We start from the raw sequence: 23,799 nt of genomic DNA, 5'->3' as shown, positions 1-23,799 counted from the left end.
TCACGGCCTCAATCGCGGAGAAAGCTTGATGGAGACTCATCGTCGCGTCGGCCAGTGGGCCTGCTTGCTGGCCCTCGGCCTGGCGCTGAGCGGCTGCGCCAGCTGGCGTGCGATACCCGCACTTCCGCTGCCGGTGCAGCAGGCCTTGGCCAAGGCCGACATGCCGGAAAGCGCCTTGGGCATCGTGGCCTATCCGCTGGATGACCCGGCCCAGCGCCTGCAGCGCCGTGCGGACGATTCGATGCAACCGGGATCCACCATGAAGCTGGTCACCGCCGTGGTGGCGCTGGACACGCTGGGTGCCACGCATCGCGGCCGCACCGACTTGCTGGTGGACGCGCCGATTCGCGATGGCGTGCTGGACGGCCCGCTGTACCTGCGCGGCGGTGCCGATGCCGAACTGGACTGGGGCGCACTGGCGACCCTGCTGCGCCGGCTGCGCGATCAGCATGGCCTGCGCGAGATCCGCGGCGGCCTGGTGGTGGACCGCGGCCTGTTCAACCCAAGCCGGCTGGACATCGGGCAGCCGCCTTTCGACGAGACGCCCGAGTTTCCCTACAACGTCATTCCGGACGCGCTGCTGCTGAACGGCAATCTGCTGCAGATCCAGCTGCAGGCGGACGCAGCACGCATCGAGGCGCGCAGCTTCCCGGCGCTGCCGGGCCTGCGCGTCGACGCCAGTGCCATGCGCCTGAACGAGCGCCCCTGCCGCGACTGGGAAGCCGAGTGGCAGCTTCCGCGCGTCACGCAGGACGCCAGCGGCGTCACCGTGGCGCTGCAGGGCGGCTTTCCACGCCAGTGCCGCATCGAGCAGGCGCTGAACCTGGTCGATCGGCAGTGGCTCACGGCGGCCGCGCTGCGCCAGATCTGGAGCGAACTGGGCGGCACGCTCAGCGGCCCCGAGCTCGAAGGCCGCACACCGGCCGGCGCGCGGGTGCTGGCGACGCATCTGGACCGGCCGCTGGGCGAGCTGATCAATGGCGTGATGAAGCGTTCGGACAACCCGCTCACCCGCCTGATCTATCTGCGCCTCGGTGCCGCCAGCGCCCAGCCCGGAGAGGACAGCGCCGCCGCCGCCGAGCGCCGCGTCAAGGCCTGGTTCCAGGCTCAGGCGATCCCGGTCGAGGGCCTGGTGATGGACAACGGCTCGGGCCTGTCGCGCGCCGAGCGCGTCACGCCCAGGCAGATGGAGGCGCTGCTGCTGGCGCTGCGCAGCAGCCGCTACGCCCCCGAGTTGATGGCCAGCCTGCCGCTGGCCGGCGTCGATGGCACGCTGAGCCGGCGCCTCAAGGGTACGGCCGCCGAAGGCCGGGCGCGGCTGAAGACCGGCACGCTGCGCAATGTGGTGGGCCTGGCCGGCTTCGTCACCGATGCGGGCGGGCGCAGCTGGCTGCTGGTGGCTCTGCTGAATCACGAGCAGGCCTCGGCCAAGGGACGCCCGGTGCTGGACGCGCTGGCCGAGTGGGTGGCCTCGCAGCGCTGAGGCCGGGCGCCGGCCTAGGCCCTTGCTATGCTCCGACGCCAAGTGGCAGGCAGGGAGCATCGATGCGCAAGGGTGTTGCGAGTCTTGTGTTCGGGGTCGTTTTTTTCGGCAAGGCGGTGGCCGCAGGGGCCGCAGCGCCGCTGAATTTCGTCACCGAGCCCTTCCCGCCCTACACCTATGCCAGCCAGGGCCAGGCGGCGGGGCCGATGGTGGACGTGCTGCGGGCCGTCTGTGCGCAGCTCAAGCGTGCCTGCCAGATCGAGGTGCTGCCCTGGCGCCGCGCGCTGGCGATGGCCGAGCGCGGCGAGGTCCACGGCATCTTCACCGTCAGCAGCACGGCTGAGCGCCGGCAGCACTTCCATGTCTCAGCGCCCGTCATCGATGCGCGCTACACCTTGTTTGCCCAGGCGGGCGATGACTTTCGCCTGGGCGCGGATCGCCGGCAACTCAAGGGTCGGACGATCGGCGTCTACGGCCCCTCGGGCTCAGCCCTTGCGCTGGATGAACTGATGGCCGGCGTGCCGCAGGTGAACAAGTCCGTCGAGCCCGACAACACCACGGTGCTGCGCAAACTGGCGGCCGGGCGCTACGGGCGCGAGGGTCTGGCGCTGGTCAATGAGGCCGTGGCGCTGGAACTGATTCGCGACGAGAGCATTGCAGGCCTCCAGGCAGCGGGCACGGTCAAGCAGTTCTCGTACAGCTTCGGGCTGGGCCGCAGCCGCTTTACGGCCGAAGAAGCGCGGCGCTTCGACGCCGAGTTGGGCGCCTTGTGCCGCAGCGGCCGCACCGCGGCCTTGCTCAAGCCCTACGCGCTGCCCGCCTCGGCCTGCAGCCGCCATTGATCTGCCTGCCCGGGCTGGGCTTCAGCGCACCACGGGCTGCAGGATCTGCAGCGTGCCGGCGTCGGCGTCGATCTCGGCCAGGGCGCCCACCGGAATGGTGAACTTGCGGCGGATATGGCCGATCATCGCGCCGCGGTAGACGGGCACATTCAGCGGCAGGAAGTAGTCGTCGAACACCTCGTCCAGTGTGTGGCTGGCAAAGCCGTCGCCGGGTTCGCATTTGGTGAACTTGCCGATCACCACGCCGCTGAGCTGGCCCAGCGCGCCGCACAGGCGCAGCGTCGACAGCATGCGCTCGACGCGGTAGATGTACTCGTTGATCTCTTCGAGAAAGAGGATGGCGCCGCGGCAGTCGGGGAAATAGGGCGTGCCGGCCAGCGAGCTCAGCACCGCCAGATTGCCGCCCACCAGGATGCCGCGCGCGCGGCCGCCGCGCAGCGTCGTGATGCGGTCGTCCTTCTGCACCAGGTTGTCGCCGCGCTCGCCCGTGGGGTTCTTCAGCAGCGGCGCCTGGCCCTGCATCACCAGCGCGCGCCAGTGCGCCACCGAGAAGGCGTTCCACTCCGATTCAGCCACCGGCGCATGAAAGGTCACCAGGCCGGTCTGGCGCTGCATCGCATTGATCAGGCAGGTGATGTCGGAGAAGCCGCCAAAGTACTTGGGCTTGGCGGCGATCAGGCGGTAGTCCAGCTTGTCGACGATGCGGTTGCAGCCCGAGCCGCCCGTCATCGCCACGATGCCGTCGACCGAGTCGTCGGCGAACATGGCATTGAGGTCAGCGGCGCGCTGCTCATCGGTGCCGCCGAACTTGCCCCAGCGTGCGCGCAGATTCGGCGCCTCGCGCACCTTGAAGCCCAGGGCTTGCAGCGCCTCGGTGGCGATGGCATAGGGCTCGCGCTCGAAGGTGGCCTTGGCCGGACTGACCAGGGCCAGCGTGTCGCCGGGCTGCAGGCGGCGCGGCAGCAGCATGGGCGTGCGCGCAGCCACAGCCGGTGTGTTGGCAAGGCCCATGACCGTGCCCAGGCCCATGGCCTGGGCGAGTTGGCGGCGATTCAGCTTCATTGGTGACAGTCCCTTTTTTGCGGCAGGGTGCAGCTTGTGAGCACGAGGCACTTTCGTGCAGACTTGCAGGCATGCCCAGCCCCGCTGTGAGAAGTCTCGTTCTTCCTCTCGCTCTTCCACTGCTCCTGACACTGCACACGCCGCTGGCGGGTGCGCAGCCGGAATGTCCCGAGCGCATCCGCGTGGTCTACATCGACGCGGCGGCCGAGCCATTTTTCCGCGGTGTCGGTCAAGCCATCCCGGAGCCGCCCGGCTTGTTCGTCGAGTGGACGCGCAATGCTTTGCAGCGGCTGGAGTGCACGTCTCGAGCCAGCTTCGAGCGCCTGCCTCCAGGGCGGATTGCGCATCTGGCGCCGAACGAGGGCCAGGGTTTCGATCTGTTGCTGGGCGTTGCCCAGAGCTCGCCGCTGGCCGAGCTTTTGCGCATGCCGGCGGCCCCGTCGAGCCCGCAGGCCGACTTGAGCGTCGCCTGGCAGGAGTTGTTCCTCTATGCACGTGCCGATGACCCACCCGAATGGGATGGCAACCGGCTCAAGCTGAAGGCCGGCCAGTCGATAGGTGGAGCGGCGAACACGGTGATGGCTGCCGTTGTCGCCTCGCGAGGCTGGCCCCTGGAACCGGCGGCCAACCACGAGACGGCGCTGCGAAAGGCCCTGGCTCGACGAAGCGCGGCGGTGCTGCTGCCCACAGCCTATGTCGACCAGCGCATCGCGCGCCAGGACCCGAGCGTGGCCGGCCTGGTCAAGCTGACGCCGGCCGTGCTCAGCGAGCGTTACTACGCGGCGGCCACTGCTCACTTCCATCGCCGGCACCGCGACTTCGTGCATCGCTTCTGGGTGGAAATGTGCAAGCAGGGCAACGCGCTGCGGGCCAAGCCGCTGAGCTGCCCCCTGTCCGCCCTGCAGGACAGCTGATTGCGTCACAGCACTCGCGGCAGATCGCGCCGCACCGCTACACGGTCGCCGAAGTCAAAGTGCCACCACTCGGTCTTGATGCCGTCGAATCCGGCCTGGCGCATCGCCGCGCGCAGCCAGCCGCGCTCCCGCAGATGCTCGGCCGTCAGCAGGCCCAGGGCCAGATGCTCGGCCTCGTGGTCGGGGTGCGAGGGCAGGCTCATCTCGTCAAAGCCGGTGCCCATGTCCACCTCGTGCCCGGCCGCGTTGAGCAGCGTCACATCCACCGCCATGCCGAAGCTGTGGATGGAGCCGCGCTCGGGGTGGGCCAGATACAGCGTCAGCGGCGTGCCCTGCAGCTCGTCCCACAAGAGTTCCTGCACGCGCTGCGGGCGCAAGGCATCCAGCACCAGCAGGCGGTAACCCTGGCGGTGTGAGGCCAGCCAGGCGGCGGCATTCTCCAGCGCATCGGCCGCTTCACGGCGCAGGTAGCTGCAGTCCAGGCCACCGTAGATGGCACGGCCGACGAAGTTGTCGCGCGTGGCGTAGCGCAGATCCACCTCGACGCCGACCAGGCCGCCCAGCGCGCGGAAGTCGGGGTGGCGAGGCACGTCCTCGCAGTCAATCATCACGTCAGGCTCTCCAGGTTCTTCTTGGCGGCTTCGCTCAGATAGCGCACCAGGCGGCGCGCTGTCTGCGCCAGCGGCGCATTAGCGGCGGTCAGCAGATACAGCTGCACCGGAATCATCGGCGCCAGCGGGCGCAGGCGCACGCGGCTGCGGTCGGCGCTGGCGGCGGTGAAGGGGTCGACCACCGTCATGCCCACGCCGGCTTCCACCAGGGTGCGCGCCAGCTGGTAGGTCTGCACGGTGATGCGGCTCGCCGGCTTGGCGCCCTGCGCCTCGGCGGCATTGGCCACCATATTGCCGAGCGGATCGTCCGCAGCCATCGCCACCAGCTCGGTTTCGATCTGATCCAGCGGCAGAGGCCCTTCGCCGCGCGCCTCGGGGCTGCCCAGCGGGCACAGCGCCATCATCGGGCCGCTGGCCAGGGTCTCGACCTTGATGCCGGGGTGGCGCGGGTCCTGCAGCGACAACGCCAGATCGGCTTCGCCCAGCAGCAGGGCCGAGACGATCTCGCGCGTGTGGTTGGTGGACAGCTGGCAGTGGCTGTTCGGGAAGGCACGGGTCCAGGGCGTCATCGCGGCCGGAATCACGGCCGTGCCCAGCGTCGGCGTGGCCATCAGGCGCAGCTGCTCGCTCTCGCCGCTGCGCAGGCTGGCGGCCAGGCGGCGTATCGACACCAGATCTCGGTTGAGCTTGTCGATCTCGACGAAAAGGCGCTCGGCCTCAGGTGTGGGATAGAGCTTGCCGCGCACGCGGTCGAACAGCGGCATGCCCAGCTGCAGCTCGCAGTGCTGCAGCACCTTGGTGACGGCCGGCTGCGAGATGTGCAGCAGCTGCGCGGCACCGCTGATGGTGCCGGCCTGCATGACCGCATGGAAGACTTCGATATGACGCAGGCGCATGGTGTCGGACAGGGGGACTAGGCCCCACGAGCGCTGGTGCGGCGGAGGGCCGATTGTTCAGAGCGCGGGGCCTGGCCCGCAACTGAGAAGTCCTGACCCACGCATAACCTTGCCTTATGGCCTGGCCAGTATGCCGCAGCGAGAACGGGCCCTAGTCGCGAAAGCCCGGGTCCAGCCGGTCCAGCTTGCGCAGCAGGGCCGGCCAGGCGAAGGCGCCGCCCATGCCGCCGGTCTGCACCTTCATCGCCTGCGCGGTGCCGGTGACGATGGCCGGGTTCACCGCGATCAGCTCTGCCCCGCCAGCCTGTGCCGCCACCTGGATCTGGCAGGCGCCCTCGAACACGTACATGGACAGGAAGGCATCGGCGATGCTGTGCCCCACGGTCAGCAGGCCGTGGTTGCGCAGGCACAGGAAATTCTTGTCGCCCAGATCCGCCTGCAGGCTGGGCTTCTCCTCGGGGCGGAAGGCCACGCCCTGGTAGTCGTGATAGGCCAGTGAGGCCAGCACAAAGGTGCTCTGCTGCGAGATCGGCAGCACGCCGCCGCGCTGCGCCGCCACCGCCACGCCGGCGCGGGTGTGCGTGTGCAGCACGCAGCCGGCGTCCTCTCGCGCTTCATGGATGGCCGAATGGATCACGAAGCCGGCCGGGTTCACCGGGTACGGGCTGTCATGCAGCTTGTTGCAGCCCTGGTCGACGCGGATCAGGCTGGATGCAGTGATCTCGTCGAACATCAGCCCGTAGGGGTTGATCAGGAAATGGTGCTCAGGCCCCGGGATGCGCGCGCTGATGTGCGTGAAGATCAGATCGCTCCAGCCATACAGCGCCACCAGGCGGTAGGCCGCGGCCAGGTCGACGCGCAGCTGCCATTCCTCGGGGGAGACCTGGTTTTTCAGGGTCGGACTGTTCATCGGCGGGCTCCTGTCGAATGGGATGGATCAGCCGAATGTAGGCGTGCTCTGCCGGCGGGGCTGCAATTTTGGCGACAGCCCGGTAGGTTGGAGTGAGCCCCGCGAACTCCAACAATCTTTGTGCCGCAAGGCGACGCTTGATGCGGGCGGGAATGTTGGCGAATGAATGATTGAATGCCTGGGCGCGGCATTGGGGGAGCGTTGGAGTTCGCGGGGCTCACTCCAACCTACGAGCTGAAGCTGGATCGTCCGGCGCGCCCTGGTAGGTGGCCCATTTTCAAAGCCGCTGCCATTGCGAGACCTTGGGGTTGAAGAAGCCCGACTGGGTATAGGCCTTGCGGATTCGGCCTTGCTGGCGCAGCAACTGCAGGCCGGCATCCAGCGCTGTTTTCAGCTCTTGCTGGCGCGGATCCTGGCGCGAGATCAGGTAGTGCCGCGTGCCTTGCATGCCAATCTTGATGCCTGGAATCGGAACCATGCTCACCTCGCCTACTTTCAAAGACAAGTCGGCCGTGGGCTGGAAGGGGGCCAGCAAACAGTCGGCCCGTCCAGCCGCCAGCATTTTGGGCATCAGCTCCCAATTGGTGACGTGCTGCCTTCGCTCGAAACCCAGGCGGTCGAGGGTGCGCCAATCCACCACCCAGTTGCGATTGGACAGCACGCGCAGGCCTTGCAAGTCCTCCAGGTTCTTGGCGGCCAGAGCCTGCCGATTGGAGGGTAGGGTGTAGAGACCCACCTCAAACTCTCCCTGGTTCAGCACGGGTGAACTCAAGCTCAGGTTGGATTCCGCGCCGATGATGTCTTCACTCCAGTAACTGGTCGCGCTGCAGATGGCACGCCCCGAGCCGATCTCGCGCAGCAGGCGTTCGCCGGTGGGCATGTTCAGGAAGTGCAGGCTCTGAGTCCACCCCCCGGCATGCAAGGCCTGATGCAAGAGCAGGACTTCTGCCACATCGCGGCGTGAATGAGGCCCGCCGAAATCCGTGATGCTCAGCGGATCACGCGAGCCCAGAAAGCGCTGAAAGTCGGCGAGCACATCGGCTGGCCCGGCGGAAAACAGCGTCTCCCGTTCGGGCTCGGCGCCCACAGGCGCGGCGCTGTAGAGCGCAGGCAGGCATGCCGCTTGTAGCAGGCGCCGCAAACTCTGTCGGCGATTCAATGGCGCTGTGAAATGCGAGCGTGCCCCTTGGGGTCCTGGAAAGCTGTCCACAGAATTTGGCGAATAAGGTGTTGGCGTTGTACCCCGAGAGATTCCGAGTTCAGCATCTAAGACTGACGCCTCGCCTACGGATTGTGGCGGAATGTGCATCGGTGGGCGTGCCGTGGTTCGGCGTGCTGTAGACCCACCTCAGAATGAGGACAAGTACCGTGGCCAGCGATAAAGCCCAGTAGGTTGGAGTGAGCCCCGCGAACTCCAACGGTCTTTGTGCGGCAAGGCGATGCTGGATGCGGGCGGGAATGTTGGCGAATGAATGATTGAATGCAGGGGCGCGGCATTGCGTCGCGTTGGAGTTCGCGGGGCTCACTCCAACCTACCAGCTGATGACGCGACCTTGTGCGGGCTTGGCAGCCTCAGGCCCTGCCTGCGCGGCCGGTGGCCTGCGCCACCATCCGCCCGCACAGATACGTCCACACAAACTGGGCGGCCGCATAACTCGTCAGTTCCGCGTGGTCATAAGGCGGTGCCACCTCCACGCAGTCCATGCCGACGAAGTTCAGCGCGGGCGAGAGTTCTTCCAGAATGCTCAGCACCTGGTTGGTGCTCATGCCGCCGGGCTCGGGCGTGCCAGTGCCGGGGGCGAAGGCCGGGTCCAGGCAGTCGATGTCCAGGCTCAGGTACAGCGGCGGGTGGCCATGCGCGGCCATGCGCGCTTGTATCTCGTCCAGCACCGGTGCCAGCTGCGCGGCGCTCTCCAGGCCGCGCAGGCTGCGGGCGTCGAAGATCAGCCCGCCCTGGTCGCGCACATAGTCGCGCGCGGCGCGCTCGCCGGCCGAGCGGATGCCCAGCTGCACAAAGCATTCCTTGATGACCAGGCCTTCCTGGATCGCCTCATAGACCCAGGTGCCGTGGCCGCTTTCCTCGCCGAAGTGGTCCACCCAGGTGTCGCAGTGCGCGTCGAAATGGATCACCGCCAGCGGCTGGCCGAAGTGCGCCTTGTAGGCGCGCAGCAGCGGCAGCGTGATCGAGTGGTCACCGCCCAGCCAGGCCATGTGCTGGCGGGCGATCAGCGGGGCGATCAGCGGCGCCATCGCGGCGCGCATGTCCTTCAGGCTGGTGTTGGGCAGCGGCAGGTCGCCGTGATCGGACAGCAGCTCCTCGGGCGTGCAGTCGAACAGCGGATGCGTGCCGTCGCACAGCATGTGGCTGGCTTCGCGGATTGCGCGCGGGCCGAAACGCGCGCCGGGCCGGTTGGTGACGCAGCCGTCCCAGGCGATGCCGGCCACGCCATAGGGGCGAGGTGCGGCGTCGGTGGCGGCGCCGGCAGCCGGCACCTTCATGAACTGGCTGTTGCTGAGGAAGGCGAAACTGCTCATGGCTGGGGCTGCTCTCGAAGCGCGGGTGTTGCTGTGGCTTACCAGCGCGAGGTGTACGGCCGCACCGGCGTGGTGGGTGCATTCTTGCTCATCACCATGCCGCCTTGGGTGGTGGCCACGTCCAGCAGCGCGGCGGTTTCGGCGTCGAGCTTGCCGTCGATATTGCTGGGCCGGTACTTCATCTGGAAGGTGCTGATCACCTCGCGGGTCAGCGCGTCCAGTTCGCCATGGCGCGGCACGTTGTAGCCCACCTGCGAGAGCCGGGCCTGCACCCAGGCGGTGTCGGGCAGCGGGCCGGTTTCGTAGATGGCGCGGCGCACGGCCACCTGGGTGGCTTCGGGCCAGGCGATCAGGCCGGCCTCGTGAAACTGGCGCCAGGGGAAGTTGGGGCCGGGGTCCTGCTTGCGGCCGGGTGCGATGTCGGCATGGCCGACGATGCGCTCAGGCTTGATCTGGTGCCGCGCCACGATGTCGCGGCTGAGCTTGATCACCTCGTCGATCTGCGCCTGCGGGAAGGGCGCGTAGACGCGGCCGTTCGGCGTGTCCACAAACCCGGCGTTGACGATCTCGATGCCGATCGAGGCGGCATTGAGGTTGCTGTGCCCGGCCCAGAAGCTGGGGCCGGCATGCCAGGCGCGGCGATTCTCGTCCACCAGCAAATAGGTCTCCACCGGCTGGTCGCGCACCAGATAGTGGCTGCTGACGCGGCCGCCGGTGGTCAGCACCTTGAGCGACTTTTCATGGTCCAGCACCGTGTAGTGCAGCACCAGGAACTGCGCACGGCTGTCCTGGTTCTCCGAGGTGTAGCGGGTGTTGATGCGCAGCACATCAGGGCCGGTGGCGCAGCCGCTGAGCGCCAGCAGGCCAGCCAGCACGGCGGTGAGGGAGAGGCGTGTCTGGGTCATGGTCGTCGTCATGGTGATGAGCGTCGCGCTGCCAGCTGGGCGGCGGTCTTGTGGGGTTCCAGTTGTTGCAGGCGCAACTCTATGCCCAGCGGGGCCAGCGCCGCGGCCAAGCCCTCATGGATCAAGGGGTGCAGCAGCAGCGCGCGGCCGGCGGCCACCACCGGGCGCGGGCCGAAGCGCCGCGCCAGCGCCAGCGGCAGCCGTGCCAATTCCTGGCCGGCGCGCCGCAGCAGGGCCTGGGCCTGGGCATCGCCCTCATGCGCCGCCGCGGCCACCGCCAGCGCCAGCTGGCCGATGGCGCCACGCTCGCCGCCATAGACGAAGGCGCGGCTGCTGGCCCAGTCGCTGCCGCCCAGGGCTGCAAACAGGTGGCGGGCCAGGGCCGACTGCGGCCAGCTGTCCGGCGCTTCGTCCTCGGCCCGCCACACGGCAGCCAGCGCCTCGCGCGCGATCCAGTAGCCGCTGCCCTCGTCGCCCAGGATGGGGCCGCGTCCGCCGGCGCGCTGCATGTCGCCCTGCGCATCGATGAAGGCAGCAATCGCGCCGGTGCCGGCATAGACCAGATAGCCCTCGCCCGGCTCGAAAGCGGCGCGGTAGGCAATGTCCATATCGCTGCCGCAATGCGCCAGCCGCGGCGCGATGCCCAGCGCGTTGGCCAGCTGCTCGGCCATCGCCAGGCCCGCGCTGGCTTCGCCCAGGCCGGTGATGCCGCCATACAGCGCGCCAGGCCGGCCATGGGGCAGCACGGCTTCAGCCAGCAGCTGGCTGGTCTGCGCCAACTGCACACGGCCGGCTCCGCTGGCCAGTTGCAGGCCGCTGATGCCGGGCACCGAGCCCTCGGCGACCAACTGCCCGTCGGCGTCGCTGAGCGCCCAGCGGGTTTGCGTGCCGCCGGCGTCCAGGCCCAGGCCTGGCCGATGGGGCCGAGGCAGGCGTGAGTCCGGGCGAGCAGCGGTCAGCATGATGGGGCGGCCGGGCGTGCCGTGCTCAGGTTGGCAGGAGATAGGCCGTGCGTGGCCCTTCGTTGCCGACGCGGTCCAGCGCGCTGACGAGCACCGCATCCACGCCTTCGCTCGCCACGCGCAGCTCTTCGCCCGCTGGCGCATGGAACTGCCAGGCGCCGCCGCGGCGCAGCCACAGCGCATAGCGGGTCACCGGCTTGCTGCCGGCACCGGGCTGCAGCGTGAGGCGCAAGACCTGACCCTCACGGGCCACGGCCAGCTGCGCGGCGGCGGGCGCATCGGCTTCCAGCCACGGTGTGGCCGGCACCAGGGCAGGCTCGGCGTAGGCCTTGGCTTTCAGCGCGTCCGCGATGCCACGGCGGTTCTGCGTCAGCGCCACCATGCTGAAGTGCAGATGGCCGCTGCCGGGCGCCTTCTCGCGCACCAGTGCGATCTGCGCCTCGATCTCCTCGATCGGCCAGCTCTCCGGCTTGTCGGTGATGCGGCTGGTGAACAGGCCCGCCCAGACATGGCGGCCCTGAGGGTTCTGCGCGCGCCAATAGTCCAGCAGCGGCGCAAAGGCCTGCGGCGTCTGCGCGCGCGGCCAGTAGAGCTGGGGCGCCAGATAGTCCATCCAGCCTTCGCTGAGCCAGCGCTCGACGTCGGCATAGAGCTTGTCGTACTGGCTGAAGCCGGCAATGCCGGGCGGCCGCAGCGCCGGCTTGCCCAGGCCGAAGGGGCTGATGCCGAAGCGCACCCAGGGCTTGATCTGGCGGATCTGCGCGTGCAGGCGGCGCACCAGCTCATCGACATTGCGGCGCCGCCAGTCGGCGCGGCCGAGCGTGCCGCCGCCCTGCAGATAGCGCTGCCAAGCAGGATCGTCGGGGAAGTCGATCTCGGCCTTGCTGGCCGGGTCCTGCACCGGGTAGGGGTAGAAGTAGTCGTCGATGTGAATGCCGTCCACGTCATAGCGGCGCAGCACATCGGCGAACACCGCCAGCGTGTGCGTGGCGGCATCGGCTTCGCCGGGGTCGATCCACAGCTGGTCGCCATAGCGCTTGACCCAGGCGGGCTGGGTCTGGCTCAGGTGGCTGGGCGCCGGGCCCGACTTGGCGGCGCTGGGGCGGGCGCGGAAGGGGTTGAACCAGGCATGCAGCTCCAGGCCGCGCGCATGCGCCTCGCTGATCCACAGGGCCAGCGGGTCGTAGCCGGGCGACTGCCCCTGCACGCCGCTGAGAAATTCGCTCCAGGGCTCCAGCGCCGACTCATACAGCGCATCGGCGCTGGTGCGGATCTGCAGCACGATGGCGTTGAGCTTGAGCGCCACCGCTTGGTCCAGCATCGCGCGCATCTCGGCCTGCTGCTGTTCGGCCGGCAGGCCCGGTTTGCTGGGCCAGTCGATATTGGCCACCGTGGCCACCCAGGCGGCGCGGAACTCGCGCGGCGCGGCCGGCACGCCGTCCAGCAGCTCGGGCGCTGGCCGCAGCGCGGGCGCCGCTTCCGGCAGCAGCGTCAGGCTGCTGCAGGCCGACAGCGCGGCGCCCGCACCACCGGCCAGCAGCAGGCGGCGCCGGCGCGCATTCAGACTTTGATGAACCATTGCTTCTTCCACATCACCCAGGCCACGACATACATGGCAGACAAGAATCCCAGCGCATACAGCAGCGAGGCGTTCACCGGCGCCAGACCCAGCTGCTGGATTGGCGCATAGAGCAGGGCCTTCAGCGAGTGCTGGCCGTCGGGCTTGACGCTGCCCAGCAGCTTGGCCACCAGGCCCGAGAGCGCAAAGATGAACAGCGCGTTCATGCCGAACACCAGAAGCGGCTTGGCCAGCTGCGCCATGCGGGCACGCGCCAGCGGAAGCGGCATCGCATCCAGCAGCCAGTAGCAGCAGGCGAACACCAGCTGCGCCCAGCCTGCCATCGCGAACACATAGGACGGCGTCCACAGGTTCTTGTTGATCGGCATCAGCCAGGCATCCAGCAACTGGCCGATCCACAGGCAGGCAAGACCTGACACCATGAACCACATCGCCTTCTCGCCTGGCTCGCGGCGGCTCAGCAGCCACTGGCCGGCCAGCACGCCGAAGAGCTGGGTGGCGACGGCCGGCACGGTGGACAGCAGGCCCTCGGGGTCCCAGGTCTTGGCCTGTTTCCACAGATGGGCTTCGCCCAGCAGCGCGCGGTCGATGAAGGCGCCCAGGTCCTGGCCCGGCAGCAGCGCGCCCGTGCGCACGATGCCATCCGCACCCGGCACCGGGATCAGCAGCATGGCCGCTGCATAGGCGGCGAGAAGGCCCAGCGCCCAGACTAGCTGGCCGCGCCAGCCCCACCACAGCACGATGGGGGCGGCCAGTAGCGTGCACAGGCCCAGGCGTTGCAGCACGCCGGGAATGCGCAGCTCGGCCAGGTCGAAGGCCGGAATCCAGTTCAGCAGCAGGCCGATCGCGATGATGGTGGCGGCGCGGCGGGCGGTCTGCGCCAGCAGCCTCAGCTTGTCGTCGCCCATCGCCGCGCGGCGGCCCAGGCTGATGGGCATAGCCATGCCGCTGATGAAGACGAAGAAGGGAAAGATCCAGTCGGTGAAGGTCCAGCCATGCCAGGGCGCATGGGCCAACGGGCCATACATGTGGCTCCAGCTGCCCGGGTTGTTGACCAGCAGCATGGCCGCGATCGTGAAACCGCGGAAGGCATCCAGTGACAGCACGCGGGCGTTCATCGGGCCTCGGCCTCCTCATCGGTCTTCTTGCCGAACTCGGCCGGCACCTTGATCAGCGCGGCCACGGCAAACGAGGGCACCGTGGCGATCAGCACCCAGATGAAGAAGTTCAGATAGCCCAGCTGCTCCTGCAGCCAGCCGCTCCACATGCCGGGCAGCATCATGCCCAGCGCCATGAAGCCGGTGCAGATCGCGTAGTGCGCCGTCTTGTGCTCACCTTCAGCGACGTAGATCATCACCAGCAGGTAGGCGGCGAAGCCCAGGCCGTAGCCAAACTGCTCGAACGCGATGGCTGCGCTGATCAGCCACAGGTTGTCGGTCGGCCATGCCGCCATCATCACGTAGACGATATTGGGGACATTGATGGCCAGCACCATGGGCCACAGCGCCCTGCCCAGGCCGATGCGCGAGATGACCCAGCCGCCCAGCAGCCCGCCCAGGGTCAGCGCGCTCAGCCCCACCGTGCCGTAGGCGATGCCCAGCTGCTTGGTCGTCAGTGCCAGGCCGCCGGCCTCAAGCTTGTCCAGCAGAAAGGGCGTGGCCAGCTTCAGCAGCTGCGCTTCCGGGAAGCGGTACAGCAGCAGAAAAGCCAGGAACACCATGATGCCCGGCTTGCGGAAGAAGGCCGCGAACACGGCCAGGAACTCAGCCAGCCAGTGCTGCCCGGTCGGGCTAGGCGGCGTGTCCGCTGCGGGCCTGGGCAGGGCCCACTGGTGATAGGCCGCCATCGCGACGAAGAAGCCGGCCAGGATGAAGAACACGATGCTCCAGGCCGTCGTCATGCTGCCGGTGCGTTCCTGCAGCTCGCCAGCCAGATAGACCAGGCCGCCCTGGCCGCCGATATTGGCCAGGCGGTAGAAGGTGGAGCGCACGCCGACGAAGGCCGCCTGCTGGTGCGTCTTGAGCGCCAGCATGTAGAAGCCGTCTGCCGCGATGTCATGCGAGGCCGAGGCAAAGGCCATCAGCCAGAACATCGCCAGCGTCAGCTGGAAGAACTTGGGCGCCGGCACCGACAAGGCCACCAGCGCCAGGCTGGCACCCACCAGGAACTGCAGCACGGTGATCCAGCGCCGCTTGGTGCCGAAGATCTCGATCAGCGGCGACCAAAGCGGCTTGATCACCCAGGGCAGGTAGAGCCAGCTGGTGTAGAGCGCGATCTCGGTGTTGGAGACCTCGAGGTTCTTGTACATGATCACCGACAGCGTCATGACGACCAGGTACGGCATGGCCTGGCCGAAATAGAGGCTGGGAATCCAGGCCCAGGGGTTGCGGGTCTGCGGTGTCGGGAGGTGCTCGCTCATGCGGGTGTGGGCCTGCTGCTCGGAGGTTGGGCGGTGGGCGCCTGGCCGGTGGCCGGTGCGCTCACGGATGTTGGGTGTGTGGCGCGCATTCTCGGCCCCTTGTCAGGCCCGGCGAGCGCGCAGCCGGGCCGGGTTTTCACTCGGCCCGCGCCGCCAGTGCGGCGCGCACCCGGCCGCCGGCCAGCGTCAGGGCTTGCGTGGCGCTGGCCACATCCACGCCCAGGCGCAGCGCGACCACCGCGGTCTTGACGTGATAGCCGCACTGCTCCAGCACCGCGCGGGCCTGCGCCTCGTCCACTTCGGCGGCGCGCATGGTCAGCGCCACCGCACGCCGCACCAGCTTGGCGTTGGTGGCCTTCAGGTCGACCATCAGATTGCCGTAGACCTTGCCCAGCCGCACCATCAGCGCGCTGGAAAAGCTGTTCAGCGCCATCTTCTGCGCGCTGCCGGCCTTCAGCCGCGTGCTGCCCGAGATCACCTCGGCCCCGGTGTCCAGGAGCACACCGATCTCGGCCGCGGCCAGCACCGGCGCGTCGGCGTTGTTGGCAAAGCCGATGGCCAGCGCACCGGCGGTGCGGGCCGCGTGCAAGGCGCCCAGCACATAGGGCGTGCCGCCCGAAGCGGCCAGCGCCAAAAGCACATCGCTCGGGCCGGGCTGCAGCGCCTGCACATCGGCCGCGCCCTGGGTCTCGTCGTCTTCGGCACCTTCGACCGCCACGAACATCGCCGATTCACCGCCGGCCAGCACCGCCACCGCGCGCTCGCGTGGCCAGGAGAAGGTGGGATGCAGCTCGACGCTGTCCAGCACGCCCAGCCGGCCCGAGGTGCCGGCGCCGGCATACAGCAGGCGCCCGCCGGCCTCGATGCGCGGCAGTGCCGCATCCACCGCCTTTGTCAGCGCGGGCAGCGCGCGGCGCACTGCCGCCACCGCACCCAGCTGATCGTCGATCAGCACGCTCAGCAGCCGGGCGCTGTCGTACTGGTCGAGTTCGGTATCGCGCTCGCTGGGGGTTTCGGTCTTCAGCATGGGAGGCTAGGTAGCAGTCACAGTGAGGATACAGGCGGGGCCGCCGGGCATGGGCGGCTCCGCTTCGGGGCCTTGGCGAATCAGAACTTCGCGCGCAGGTTCAGGTAGTACTGGCGGCCGGACATGAAGTAGCCCTGGGGCAGCTGCTCCAGCCCGTCGTGGTAGTACTTGCGGCGCGGGTTGTTCAGGTTGTTGCCGTCCAGGCTCAGGCTCAGCGTGTCAGTGAGCTTGAAGTTCACCGAGGCCGACAGCGTGCCGACCGAATCTGCCCAGCGCTGCACATTGAACGGCGCCGCGGCCACCTGCACCCACTGGAAGGGCGAGCGGTGGTTCCAGGCCAGGCGCACCGAGTAACGCTGCGTCTCGTAGAAGCCCACCAGGTTGTAGGTGTGCTTGGAGCTGCCGACCATGGGCTGGGCGGGCGTGAAGCTGTCGTCCTCGGCGTCTACATAGGTGTAGTTGGCGCCGATGCCGAAGCCCGCACCGACCGGCAGTTCGCCCGCGATCTCGAAGCCCTTGACGCGGGCATCCACGCCGACCCGGGTCGAGGTGTCGAAGCTCTCCACTTTGTTGGTCAGCGGGTTGAACAGCGGCAGATTGGCGCGGCCGCGGCCAGCGTAGTCCTTCATGTTTTGCTGGAACAGGCCGCCCGACACGAAGGCGCGCGGAGCGAAGTACCAGCCCAGCGACACGTCGATGTTGTTGGACACGGTCGGCTTGAGCGCCGGGTTGCCGGTGGCGGTGGCGGTCAGCGGGCCCTTGCTGATGTCCTCGTTGGTCAGGCTGACGGCGCCGGCCAGCTCGCCGTAGTTGGGACGGCCCATGGTGCGGTTGATGCTGAAGCGGCCGATCAGGTCGCGGCTGAACTGGTAGCGCGCATTCAAGCTGGGCAGGAAGACGCGGTGCGTGGTCTCCACCACCTGGGGCAGGAACACGCCGTTGACCTGGGCATTGGTGGTGAAGGCGCCATCAACGCGGCAGCGCGGTGTGGTGGCTTCGCAGCCGAAGGCGCCCAGGCGCTGGTAGCTGATCGAGGTGACCTTGGTGCTGACACCGCGCACGCCCAGATTGCCGCTCCACTTGCCGGTCTCGAACTCGCTCATCAGATAGGCCGCCTGGTTGGCCTCCTTGATCGTGTAGGCGCCAGTCCAGTTGATGTTGGCAGGGTCCTGGTAGAGGAACTGTGCGTTGAAGGCGCGAATCTGCTCGGCCGAGAAGAAGGGGTAGGCGGTCGGGTAGTTGCCACCAAGGCCGTTGCCCTGTCCGGACGGGAAGCTGCCGGCCGGTGTGGGCAGCGTGGGCGCCACACCGTTGATCAGCGGCAGGCTGTTGCCCGAGCTCAGGCCGATCTGGCTGAAGCCACCATCGCGCTCGGCCTTCCAATAGATCAGGTTCTGCGAGAAGTCGCGCTGGTGCTGGGTGGCGCGCAGGCCGAACTTCAACAGGTTCAGCGGGCCCCAGTCGACGCGCTGCTCGCCGTCCAGGTGCAGATAGTCTTCCTTGTCCAGCGACTTGGGCGCATTGGTGCGTTCCTGCACCAGCTGGTAGTTCTTGATGTCCGAGAGGTCGATCTGCTTGCCCGCGGCGTCGTAGAAGGCGTACTCGGGCGCTTTGTCCGGGAAGATCTTGTACTTGAACTGATGCGGGTTGATCAGGCCCAGCTTGATATAGGGCTGGGCTTCGGTGACGCCGTCGCCGCGCGTGGTGCCGATGCGGCCCTTGATCTTGAAGCTGTCCGAGAAACGGTGCTCGCCTTCCAGGTCGAGGAACTGGCTGGTGGAGTGCGCGCCATCGCGCAGCAGCTGGTCCACCATCAGGCCCTGGGTCTGGGTGGTGCTGCCGGTCGGGCGGGTCAGCGTGGCTTCGGTCAGCACGCCGTCCACCACCTTGGCATCGCTGACCCGGTAGGCGCCGGTGCCCAGCGTGCCGATCATGCCGCTGACGGTGACATAGGGCGCCTTGTTGAAGTTCTCGGCGTCCAGGCGCGCGCTGAAGGCGCTCAGGTGTAGGTCGGTGTTCTTGGTGGGGCGCAGCTGCACGCCCAGGTAAGCGCCCTTGCGCTCGCGCACGCCCTGGAAGCTGGCGGCATTGAAGTTGGCCGGGAAGCGTACATTCAGCAGCGCCGGGTCGCCGGACGCGGTGGCGCCGGCCTGGCTGAAGAAGCCGCGCGAGAAGGTCTCGGCCGCATCACGCTGGATGTGGCGCTTTTCGGAGAAGCCCTGCACCAGCACGCCCAGATTGCGCTCCTGGTTCTGCCAGGAGATCAGGCCGCTGAGCTGCGGGTCCAGCTTGCCGGCGCGATCCGAATAGACCGCGCCCAGCGAGGCCTCGCCCACCAGCGGCTTGCGGAAATCCAGCGGCTTGCGCAGCTTCATGTCCACGCTGCCGGAGATGCCGCCTTCGATGGCATCGGCCTGGCCGTTCTTGAACACCGTCACCTGCCCGATCAGCTGCGAGGGCAGCAAGGCGAAGCTGACGCTGCGGGTGGAGGAGGCCTGGTCCGAGATGTGCCAGTCGCCCGAGCTGATCGCGTGGCCGTTCACTGTGAACAGGTTCAGGCTGGGCGGCACGCTGCGGATCGCCACGCGCTCGGCCTCGTCCATCGCCAGCGCATTGCCGGCCTGCACATTGACGCCCGGCACGCGGCTCAGCGCATCGCCCACGTTCTTGTCCGGCATCTTGCCCACGTCCTCGGCGCTGATCACCTCGACGTTGGTGTCGGCCTGCTTCTTGGCATCGATCGAGCGCTGCAGCGAGGCCCGGATGCCGGTGACTTCCACCGTGTCGAGCTGCTGCTTGGGCTTGGCCGGCGCGGCCGTCTGCGCCAGCACGGCCGGGTGGACGGACAGGAGTGCCAGGGCGCTGGCCAGGGCTACGGGATGGATCTTGAAGCGAGCTTGCATGGGGTCTCCGGGTATGGGTCTTGTTGCTGCGCCAGCCGGGCAGGCGGTATGCAGGTGGTACTGTCCCGCCAATCGGCCTGATCCGTGCATTGCGGTATGGTCATCAACCATGCCTGGGGGTTATGCGCCGGGCTTCGGGCGCATCGGCGGCACGCCGCATCGCGCGGCGGCTTTCGGCCTCGCCTCAGGCCAGACGCAGCTCGACCGCGAAACCCTGTTCGACCTCGGGAAGATCCAGCCCGCCGCCATGCGCGCGGGCCACCAGATCGGCCAGCAGCAGGCCCAATCCGCTCAGGCCCTGGGCCGGATCCACCGGCTCGCTGCCGCCCTGGCGCTGTGCCAGCAAGCCGCGACGCAAGGCCTCGCGCTGCTCCTGGCTGCAGCCGCGGCCATCGTCAAGCAGGCGCAGGGTCTGGGGCGCTGGCAGGCTGATGTGCACCTGCCGGGCGCCATGGCGCAGCGCGTTGTCCAGCAGGTTCAGCAAGGCCGCCGCCAGCAGATCGGGATCAGCCCGCAGCAGCGCCCCGGCTTCGACCTGCAGCTGCAGGCCTTCCACATGCAGACGGCTGCACAAGGCGGCCAGCGCCAGTGTCTGGGGCTTTGGCTCATCGCTGCTGCGGAACAGGCTCAGCAGCGCCGACACCACGCGTTGCAGCCGGTGGGCGGCTTCACGAACGCGCTGAAGACGCGGTTGCAGCGACGCGGGGGCCTCGCGCAAGGCCACGGCCAGCTGCACATCGATGCCGGCCAGCGGTGTGCGCAGGGCATGCGCCGCATGAGCCGAGAAGGCACGCTCGCTGCCCAGGCGCCGGGCCAGGCGCCGGCCGAGCGCATCGATGGCCTCGTGCATGGGCTGCAACTCCAGGCGCGCCGCCGGCCCGAGGCTGGCGCCTTGCTGCAAGGGATCGTGGCTGGCCAGGCGTTCCGACAAGGCCTGCAGCGGCGCCAGCTCATGGTTGACCTTGGCGCGCAGCCACACATGGCCCAGCAGCGCCACTGCCAGCGCGGCCAGCACCGTGCTGAGTGTCACTTCCATCGCGGCCTCGTCGCGCTCGTCACGGGATTGCGCCACATAGAGCATGCGTCCCGCCGGGCCTAGCGGCGTGGCGTGCACATGCCAGCCGGGCGGATCGCTGAAGCCGTTCTCAGGGGTCACGCGCCAGGCCAGGTCGGGCGCGCCGGCCGAGCGCAGCAGCACCCGCGCATCGGTGTCCACCAGTTGCCAGGCGAAGCGGTGTCCGCCATTGGTTTGCATCGCCGCCAGCGGCGCTTCCAGCTGTTGCGGCACCGGGGCTTCCGCCAGCGGACGCAGCACGCTGCTCAGCACCTCGGCCGAGGCCAGCAGGCTGTCGTCCAGCAGCTCGTCCGCTTCATGCCGCGCCGCCAGCCAGACCGCCAGCGCAATGCTCAAGCTGAACAGCAGCGACCAGCCCAGCAGTGCATGGGCCAGGCGGGTGCGGATGGAGGGCAGGGCTTGCATGTGGGTGGGCAGGGTGAGGCACGCTTGGGCAGCACCATAGCGCAAACCTGCAGCCCATTCTTAAGCCCGGCTTCAGTCTGCCGCTGCAAGATGCCATGGATGCAATTCCTGTCCCGTCGCTCTTCATCTGAAGCGCGCGCTCCCGCAGAGGAGCGGTTCACCATCACCGCGACCGTCGAGCAGGTGCTGCTGCTGGCCAGCCTGTTCTGGCTGCTCGCGGCCAACCGGCTGTTCTTTAGTGCGGCGCTGCGCGAGCGCAGTCTGACCGACCCCAGCGCCTGGGGCTTTGCCGCGGCGCTGGCGCTGCTGCTGCTGGCGCTGCATTTCCTGCTGCTGGGGCTGGTCGTGAACCGCTGGACGGTCAAGCCGGTGCTGGCGCTGCTGATCGTCGGCACCGCGTTCGCGAGCTTCTACATGCAGTCCTTCGGCGTCTATCTGGACCCGAGCATGCTGCGCAATGTGCTGAAGAGCGATGTGGCCGAGGCGCGCGAGTTGCTGTCCTGGCCGCTGGCCTTGCACCTGCTGCTGTATGCCGGCCTGCCGCTGCTGCTGCTGAGCCGGCTGCGCATCCGCACCCGGCCGCTGATCAAGTCGGCGCTGTGGCGCCTCGGCTGGATGGCGCTGGCGGCGGCGGTGGCCGTGGGCGCCATGCTGTCGGTGTTCCAGCCCTTCGCGTCCATGATGCGCAACCACAAGGAAGTGCGCTACCTCATGACGCCGGCCAACTACCTGTGGTCGCTGGCCGCGGTGGGCGCCGCCGAGGCCAAAGGCGCTGCGGCACCACGCCAGCCGCTGGGCCTGGACGCGCAGCCCGGCGCCAGCTGGGTCACGCATAGCAAACCGCGCCTGGTGGTGCTGGTGGTTGGCGAAACCGCACGCGCCGCCAACTGGGGCTTGAACGGCTATGCACGCCAGACCACGCCTGAGTTGGCGGCACTGCCCGCGGTGATCAACTTCCCGCAGGTCACCAGCTGTGGCACCAATACCGAGACCTCGCTGCCCTGCATGTTTGCGCCCATCGGCCGGCGCGACTATGACGAGGCCCGCATCCGCGGCAGCGAGTCGCTGCTGCATCTGCTGACGCGTGCCGGGGTCGGCGTGCACTGGCGCGACAACCAGTCGGGCTGCAAAGGCGTTTGCGATGGTCTGTCGCAAGACAATGTGATCGAGCTGAATCCGCCGGGCCTGTGCGCCGACGGTCGCTGCATGGATGAGGGCCTGCTGCTGGGCCTGGAGCAACGCCTGGCCGAGGCCAAGGGCACGCAGCTGCTGGTGCTGCATCAGCTGGGCAACCACGGGCCGTCCTACTTTCGCCGTTACCCGCCGGCGTTTGCGCGCTTCCAGCCGGCCTGCCAGAGCGATGAGTTGCGCAACTGCAGCCGCGAGGAAGTCGTCAATGCTTACGACAACGCGCTGCTCTACACCGATCATCTGCTGGCCCAGCTGATCCAGCGCCTGCAGGCCAAGGCCACTGAGGTGGACACGGCCGTGGTCTATGTCTCGGACCATGGCGAATCGCTGGGCGAGGCGAACCTCTTCCTGCACGGCATGCCTTACGCGATTGCGCCGGCGGTGCAGACCCAGGTGCCGATGGTGATGTGGTTCTCGCCCGGTTGGCAGCTTGCCGGTGGCCTGGATGCCGACTGCCTGCGAAAGCGCGCGGCCCAGCCGTTGACGCATGACCACCTGTTCCACAGCCTGATGGGCCTGCTGGATGTGCGCAGTGCGGTCTATGCCCCGGACTACGACCTGACGCGCGGCTGCCTGAGGCAGCCTTCATGAGTCGTGCTGCGCCGATGTTGCGGCGCGATCTGGGCTGGACCTTGGCGGCCCTGCTGCTGATCCTGTTGTGGGAGTGGAGCGGCCTGGACCTGGCCGCGGTGCGCCTGTGGGGAGGCGCCAGCGGTTTCGCCTGGCGCGAGGCCTGGCTGACCAGCAAGCTGCTGCACGAAGGCGGGCGCATGCTGGCCTGGGTCATCCTGGCGCTGATGGTGCTGGATGCCTGGCGTCTGTGGCTGGACGGCCCGAGCCGGCACGAGCGCGTGCAGGCCATTGCCGCTTCGCTGCTGGCGGTGCTGCTGGTGCCGGCGATCAAGCGCGTCAGCAGCACCAGCTGCCCCTGGGATCTAGCCGAGTTCGGGGGCGTGGCGCGTTATGTGCCGCACTGGCAGCTCGGTGTGCTGGACGGCGGCGCGGGCCACTGTTTTCCGTCTGGCCATGCGGCGGCGGGCTTTGCCTTTTTCAGCCTCTACCTGCTGTGGCGCGGCCACCGCCCGCGCCTGGCCCGCTGGATGCTGCTGGCGGTGCTGGGCCTGGGTGCCATCTTCGGCATGGCCCAGATGGCGCGCGGCGCCCACTACCCCAGCCACAGCATGTGGTCGGCCTGGCTGTGCTGGGTGCTGGTGTGGCTGGTGCAGAGTGCGCCGGGCTGGCGCTTCAATCCCGCGCGGGCCCGCCCTCGGCCTGAAGCGACTTGAGGGCCGTACCGAGCCGAGTGGCCAGCGCCGGCGGTGCCCTCTTGGCAACAAGCAGCAGCGCCGGGCGCTGGCTCAGCACTGCTACTGGGCCGAAGCGATCAGGCGGTAAAGCCGTCAGGGCCTGGTAATGCTGCAGCACCTCGCGCGTGGCACACAGCGCGTCCAGGCGCTGCAGATTCAGCATGCGCAGGCCGCTCTCGAAGCTGCTCAGGTCCTGCAGGCTGAAGTCGGGCTGCGGCAGCGAGGCCAGGTCCTGGCAGCCGCCGCGTGCGCGGCCGATGCGAAAACCGGCCAAGTCCTCGACCCGCCGGGCAGAGCGGCTGCGGCTGTTCAGCAGCACCGAGTCCACCATCAGCATGGTGCCCAGGGGTCTTGATACCTGATTCAGCGCGTCAGTCGCAAAGCTGATGCTCAGCAAGGCCTCACCGTTACCCAGGCTGGGCGCAACCCGGGCGAAGGGCACGAGGCGGATGCGCGGTTCCAGGCCGGCTTGCTTCGCGACGCGCGTGGCCAGGTCGACATACAGGCCCTTCGGCCTGCCATCGGCTCCGGCGCTCGCATAGGGCGCGATGTCGAACAGCGCGATGTCGATAGGCTCGGCGCTGGAAGACGCCAGCAGCACGAAGCCGGTCAGCAGGGCGGTGGCGAGACGCTTCAGCATGGAGATATGTGGTGGGGGTCTGATGCGATCGCCTGCAACTTTACGTCAGCGGCCTGCGGCGGCCCGCCCTTGGCTTGTCCGCTGCGTGAGGTGCGAGCCGAATGCCGGACTTCGGCCCGGCGCGCCGCGCAGC

General features: G+C 68.4%; 20 protein-coding genes. 5 read left to right on the top strand and 15 right to left on the bottom strand.

The features are described from left to right. The first annotated feature begins 28 nt into the window (after nt 1-28). Entirely contained in the window at nt 29-1,483 is a 1,455-nt protein-coding gene (gene dacB / locus ACIQ67_RS02050; RefSeq protein ID WP_397532684.1) for a D-alanyl-D-alanine carboxypeptidase/D-alanyl-D-alanine-endopeptidase, read from the top strand. 62 nt (nt 1,484-1,545) lie between these two features. Next, nucleotides 1,546-2,325 (top strand): substrate-binding periplasmic protein, encoded by a 780-nt coding sequence (locus tag ACIQ67_RS02045; protein ID WP_397532683.1) that lies wholly within the window; start codon nt 1,546-1,548, stop codon nt 2,323-2,325. A gap of 21 nt (nt 2,326-2,346) precedes the next feature. Here ACIQ67_RS02045 and ACIQ67_RS02040 read toward each other — a convergent pair whose 3' ends face one another. Continuing rightward, nucleotides 2,347-3,387, bottom strand: a complete 1,041-nt coding sequence (locus tag ACIQ67_RS02040) for an LD-carboxypeptidase (protein ID WP_397532682.1) — start codon at nt 3,385-3,387, stop codon at nt 2,347-2,349. Between the two features lie 71 nt (nt 3,388-3,458). Here ACIQ67_RS02040 and ACIQ67_RS02035 point away from each other — a divergent pair, with 71 nt between their 5' ends. Beyond that, complete coding sequence (locus tag ACIQ67_RS02035) at nt 3,459-4,301, top strand: hypothetical protein (RefSeq protein WP_397532681.1); 843 nt, start codon at nt 3,459-3,461, stop codon at nt 4,299-4,301. A 5-nt stretch (nt 4,302-4,306) separates the two neighbouring features. Here ACIQ67_RS02035 and ACIQ67_RS02030 read toward each other — a convergent pair whose 3' ends face one another. The 13 genes from ACIQ67_RS02030 to ACIQ67_RS01970 form a co-directional block, all read right to left on the bottom strand. Continuing rightward, nucleotides 4,307-4,909: a M15 family metallopeptidase gene (locus tag ACIQ67_RS02030; RefSeq protein WP_397532710.1), complete on the bottom strand. Its 603-nt coding sequence runs from the start codon at nt 4,907-4,909 to the stop codon at nt 4,307-4,309. Continuing rightward, the gene (locus ACIQ67_RS02025) at nt 4,909-5,808 is read right to left on the bottom strand and encodes a LysR family transcriptional regulator (protein WP_397532680.1); all 900 of its coding nucleotides are present in this window, start codon (nt 5,806-5,808) and stop codon (nt 4,909-4,911) included. Before ACIQ67_RS02025 ends, ACIQ67_RS02030 begins: the two co-directional genes overlap by 1 nt. 151 nt (nt 5,809-5,959) lie before the next feature. Further along, entirely contained in the window at nt 5,960-6,718 is a 759-nt protein-coding gene (locus tag ACIQ67_RS02020; RefSeq protein WP_397532679.1) for a class II aldolase/adducin family protein, read from the bottom strand. 277 nt (nt 6,719-6,995) lie between these two features. Then, on the bottom strand, nt 6,996-7,877 hold the full coding sequence (locus ACIQ67_RS02015) for a hypothetical protein (protein ID WP_397532678.1): 882 nt from the start codon (nt 7,875-7,877) through the stop codon (nt 6,996-6,998). Between the two features lie 413 nt (nt 7,878-8,290). Continuing rightward, the gene (gene speB / locus ACIQ67_RS02010; RefSeq protein WP_397532677.1) at nt 8,291-9,253 is read right to left on the bottom strand and encodes an agmatinase; all 963 of its coding nucleotides are present in this window, start codon (nt 9,251-9,253) and stop codon (nt 8,291-8,293) included. Nucleotides 9,254-9,291: 38 nt separating this feature from the next. After that, nucleotides 9,292-10,170, bottom strand: coding sequence for an N-acetylmuramoyl-L-alanine amidase (locus tag ACIQ67_RS02005; RefSeq protein ID WP_397532676.1), 879 nt, complete (start codon nt 10,168-10,170; stop codon nt 9,292-9,294). Further along, on the bottom strand, nt 10,167-11,120 hold the full coding sequence (locus ACIQ67_RS02000; protein WP_397532675.1) for an N-acetylglucosamine kinase: 954 nt from the start codon (nt 11,118-11,120) through the stop codon (nt 10,167-10,169). Before ACIQ67_RS02000 ends, ACIQ67_RS02005 begins: the two co-directional genes overlap by 4 nt. Nucleotides 11,121-11,145: 25 nt before the next feature. Beyond that, nucleotides 11,146-12,699 carry a glycoside hydrolase family 10 protein gene (locus ACIQ67_RS01995; protein WP_397532674.1) on the bottom strand — a complete coding sequence of 518 codons (1,554 nt, stop codon included), beginning with the start codon at nt 12,697-12,699 and terminating at the stop codon, nt 11,146-11,148. Further along, nucleotides 12,681-13,817, bottom strand: a complete 1,137-nt coding sequence (locus ACIQ67_RS01990) for an acyltransferase family protein (protein WP_397532673.1) — start codon at nt 13,815-13,817, stop codon at nt 12,681-12,683. Before ACIQ67_RS01990 ends, ACIQ67_RS01995 begins: the two co-directional genes overlap by 19 nt. After that, on the bottom strand, nt 13,814-15,118 hold the full coding sequence (locus ACIQ67_RS01985; protein WP_397532672.1) for an MFS transporter: 1,305 nt from the start codon (nt 15,116-15,118) through the stop codon (nt 13,814-13,816). Before ACIQ67_RS01985 ends, ACIQ67_RS01990 begins: the two co-directional genes overlap by 4 nt. Before the next feature lie 136 nt (nt 15,119-15,254). Continuing rightward, on the bottom strand, nt 15,255-16,145 hold the full coding sequence (locus tag ACIQ67_RS01980) for an N-acetylmuramic acid 6-phosphate etherase (protein ID WP_397532671.1): 891 nt from the start codon (nt 16,143-16,145) through the stop codon (nt 15,255-15,257). Nucleotides 16,146-16,225: 80 nt separating this feature from the next. Further along, entirely contained in the window at nt 16,226-19,048 is a 2,823-nt protein-coding gene (locus tag ACIQ67_RS01975) for a TonB-dependent receptor (protein ID WP_397532670.1), read from the bottom strand. Between the two features lie 184 nt (nt 19,049-19,232). Next, on the bottom strand, nt 19,233-20,528 hold the full coding sequence (locus ACIQ67_RS01970) for a sensor histidine kinase (protein ID WP_397532669.1): 1,296 nt from the start codon (nt 20,526-20,528) through the stop codon (nt 19,233-19,235). A 99-nt stretch (nt 20,529-20,627) separates the two neighbouring features. Here ACIQ67_RS01970 and ACIQ67_RS01965 point away from each other — a divergent pair, with 99 nt between their 5' ends. Next, nucleotides 20,628-22,310, top strand: a complete 1,683-nt coding sequence (locus tag ACIQ67_RS01965; RefSeq protein WP_397532668.1) for a phosphoethanolamine transferase — start codon at nt 20,628-20,630, stop codon at nt 22,308-22,310. Continuing rightward, a complete protein-coding gene (locus ACIQ67_RS01960) occupies nt 22,307-23,005 on the top strand; it encodes a phosphatase PAP2 family protein (protein ID WP_397532667.1) in 699 nt (232 codons plus the stop codon). The genes ACIQ67_RS01965 and ACIQ67_RS01960 overlap by 4 nt, the downstream gene beginning before the upstream one ends. Here ACIQ67_RS01960 and ACIQ67_RS01955 read toward each other — a convergent pair. Next, nucleotides 22,965-23,666: a substrate-binding periplasmic protein gene (locus ACIQ67_RS01955; protein ID WP_397532666.1), complete on the bottom strand. Its 702-nt coding sequence runs from the start codon at nt 23,664-23,666 to the stop codon at nt 22,965-22,967. The genes ACIQ67_RS01960 and ACIQ67_RS01955 overlap by 41 nt on opposite strands. Nucleotides 23,667-23,799: the final 133 nt, after the last annotated feature.

It is taken from the genome of Roseateles sp. (genome assembly GCF_044373315.1).
Taxonomy (GTDB): Bacteria; Pseudomonadota; Gammaproteobacteria; order Burkholderiales; family Burkholderiaceae_C; genus JACDQM01.
Note: the sequence above shows the minus strand (reverse complement) of the source record. Positions and strands in the feature narration are given on the sequence as shown.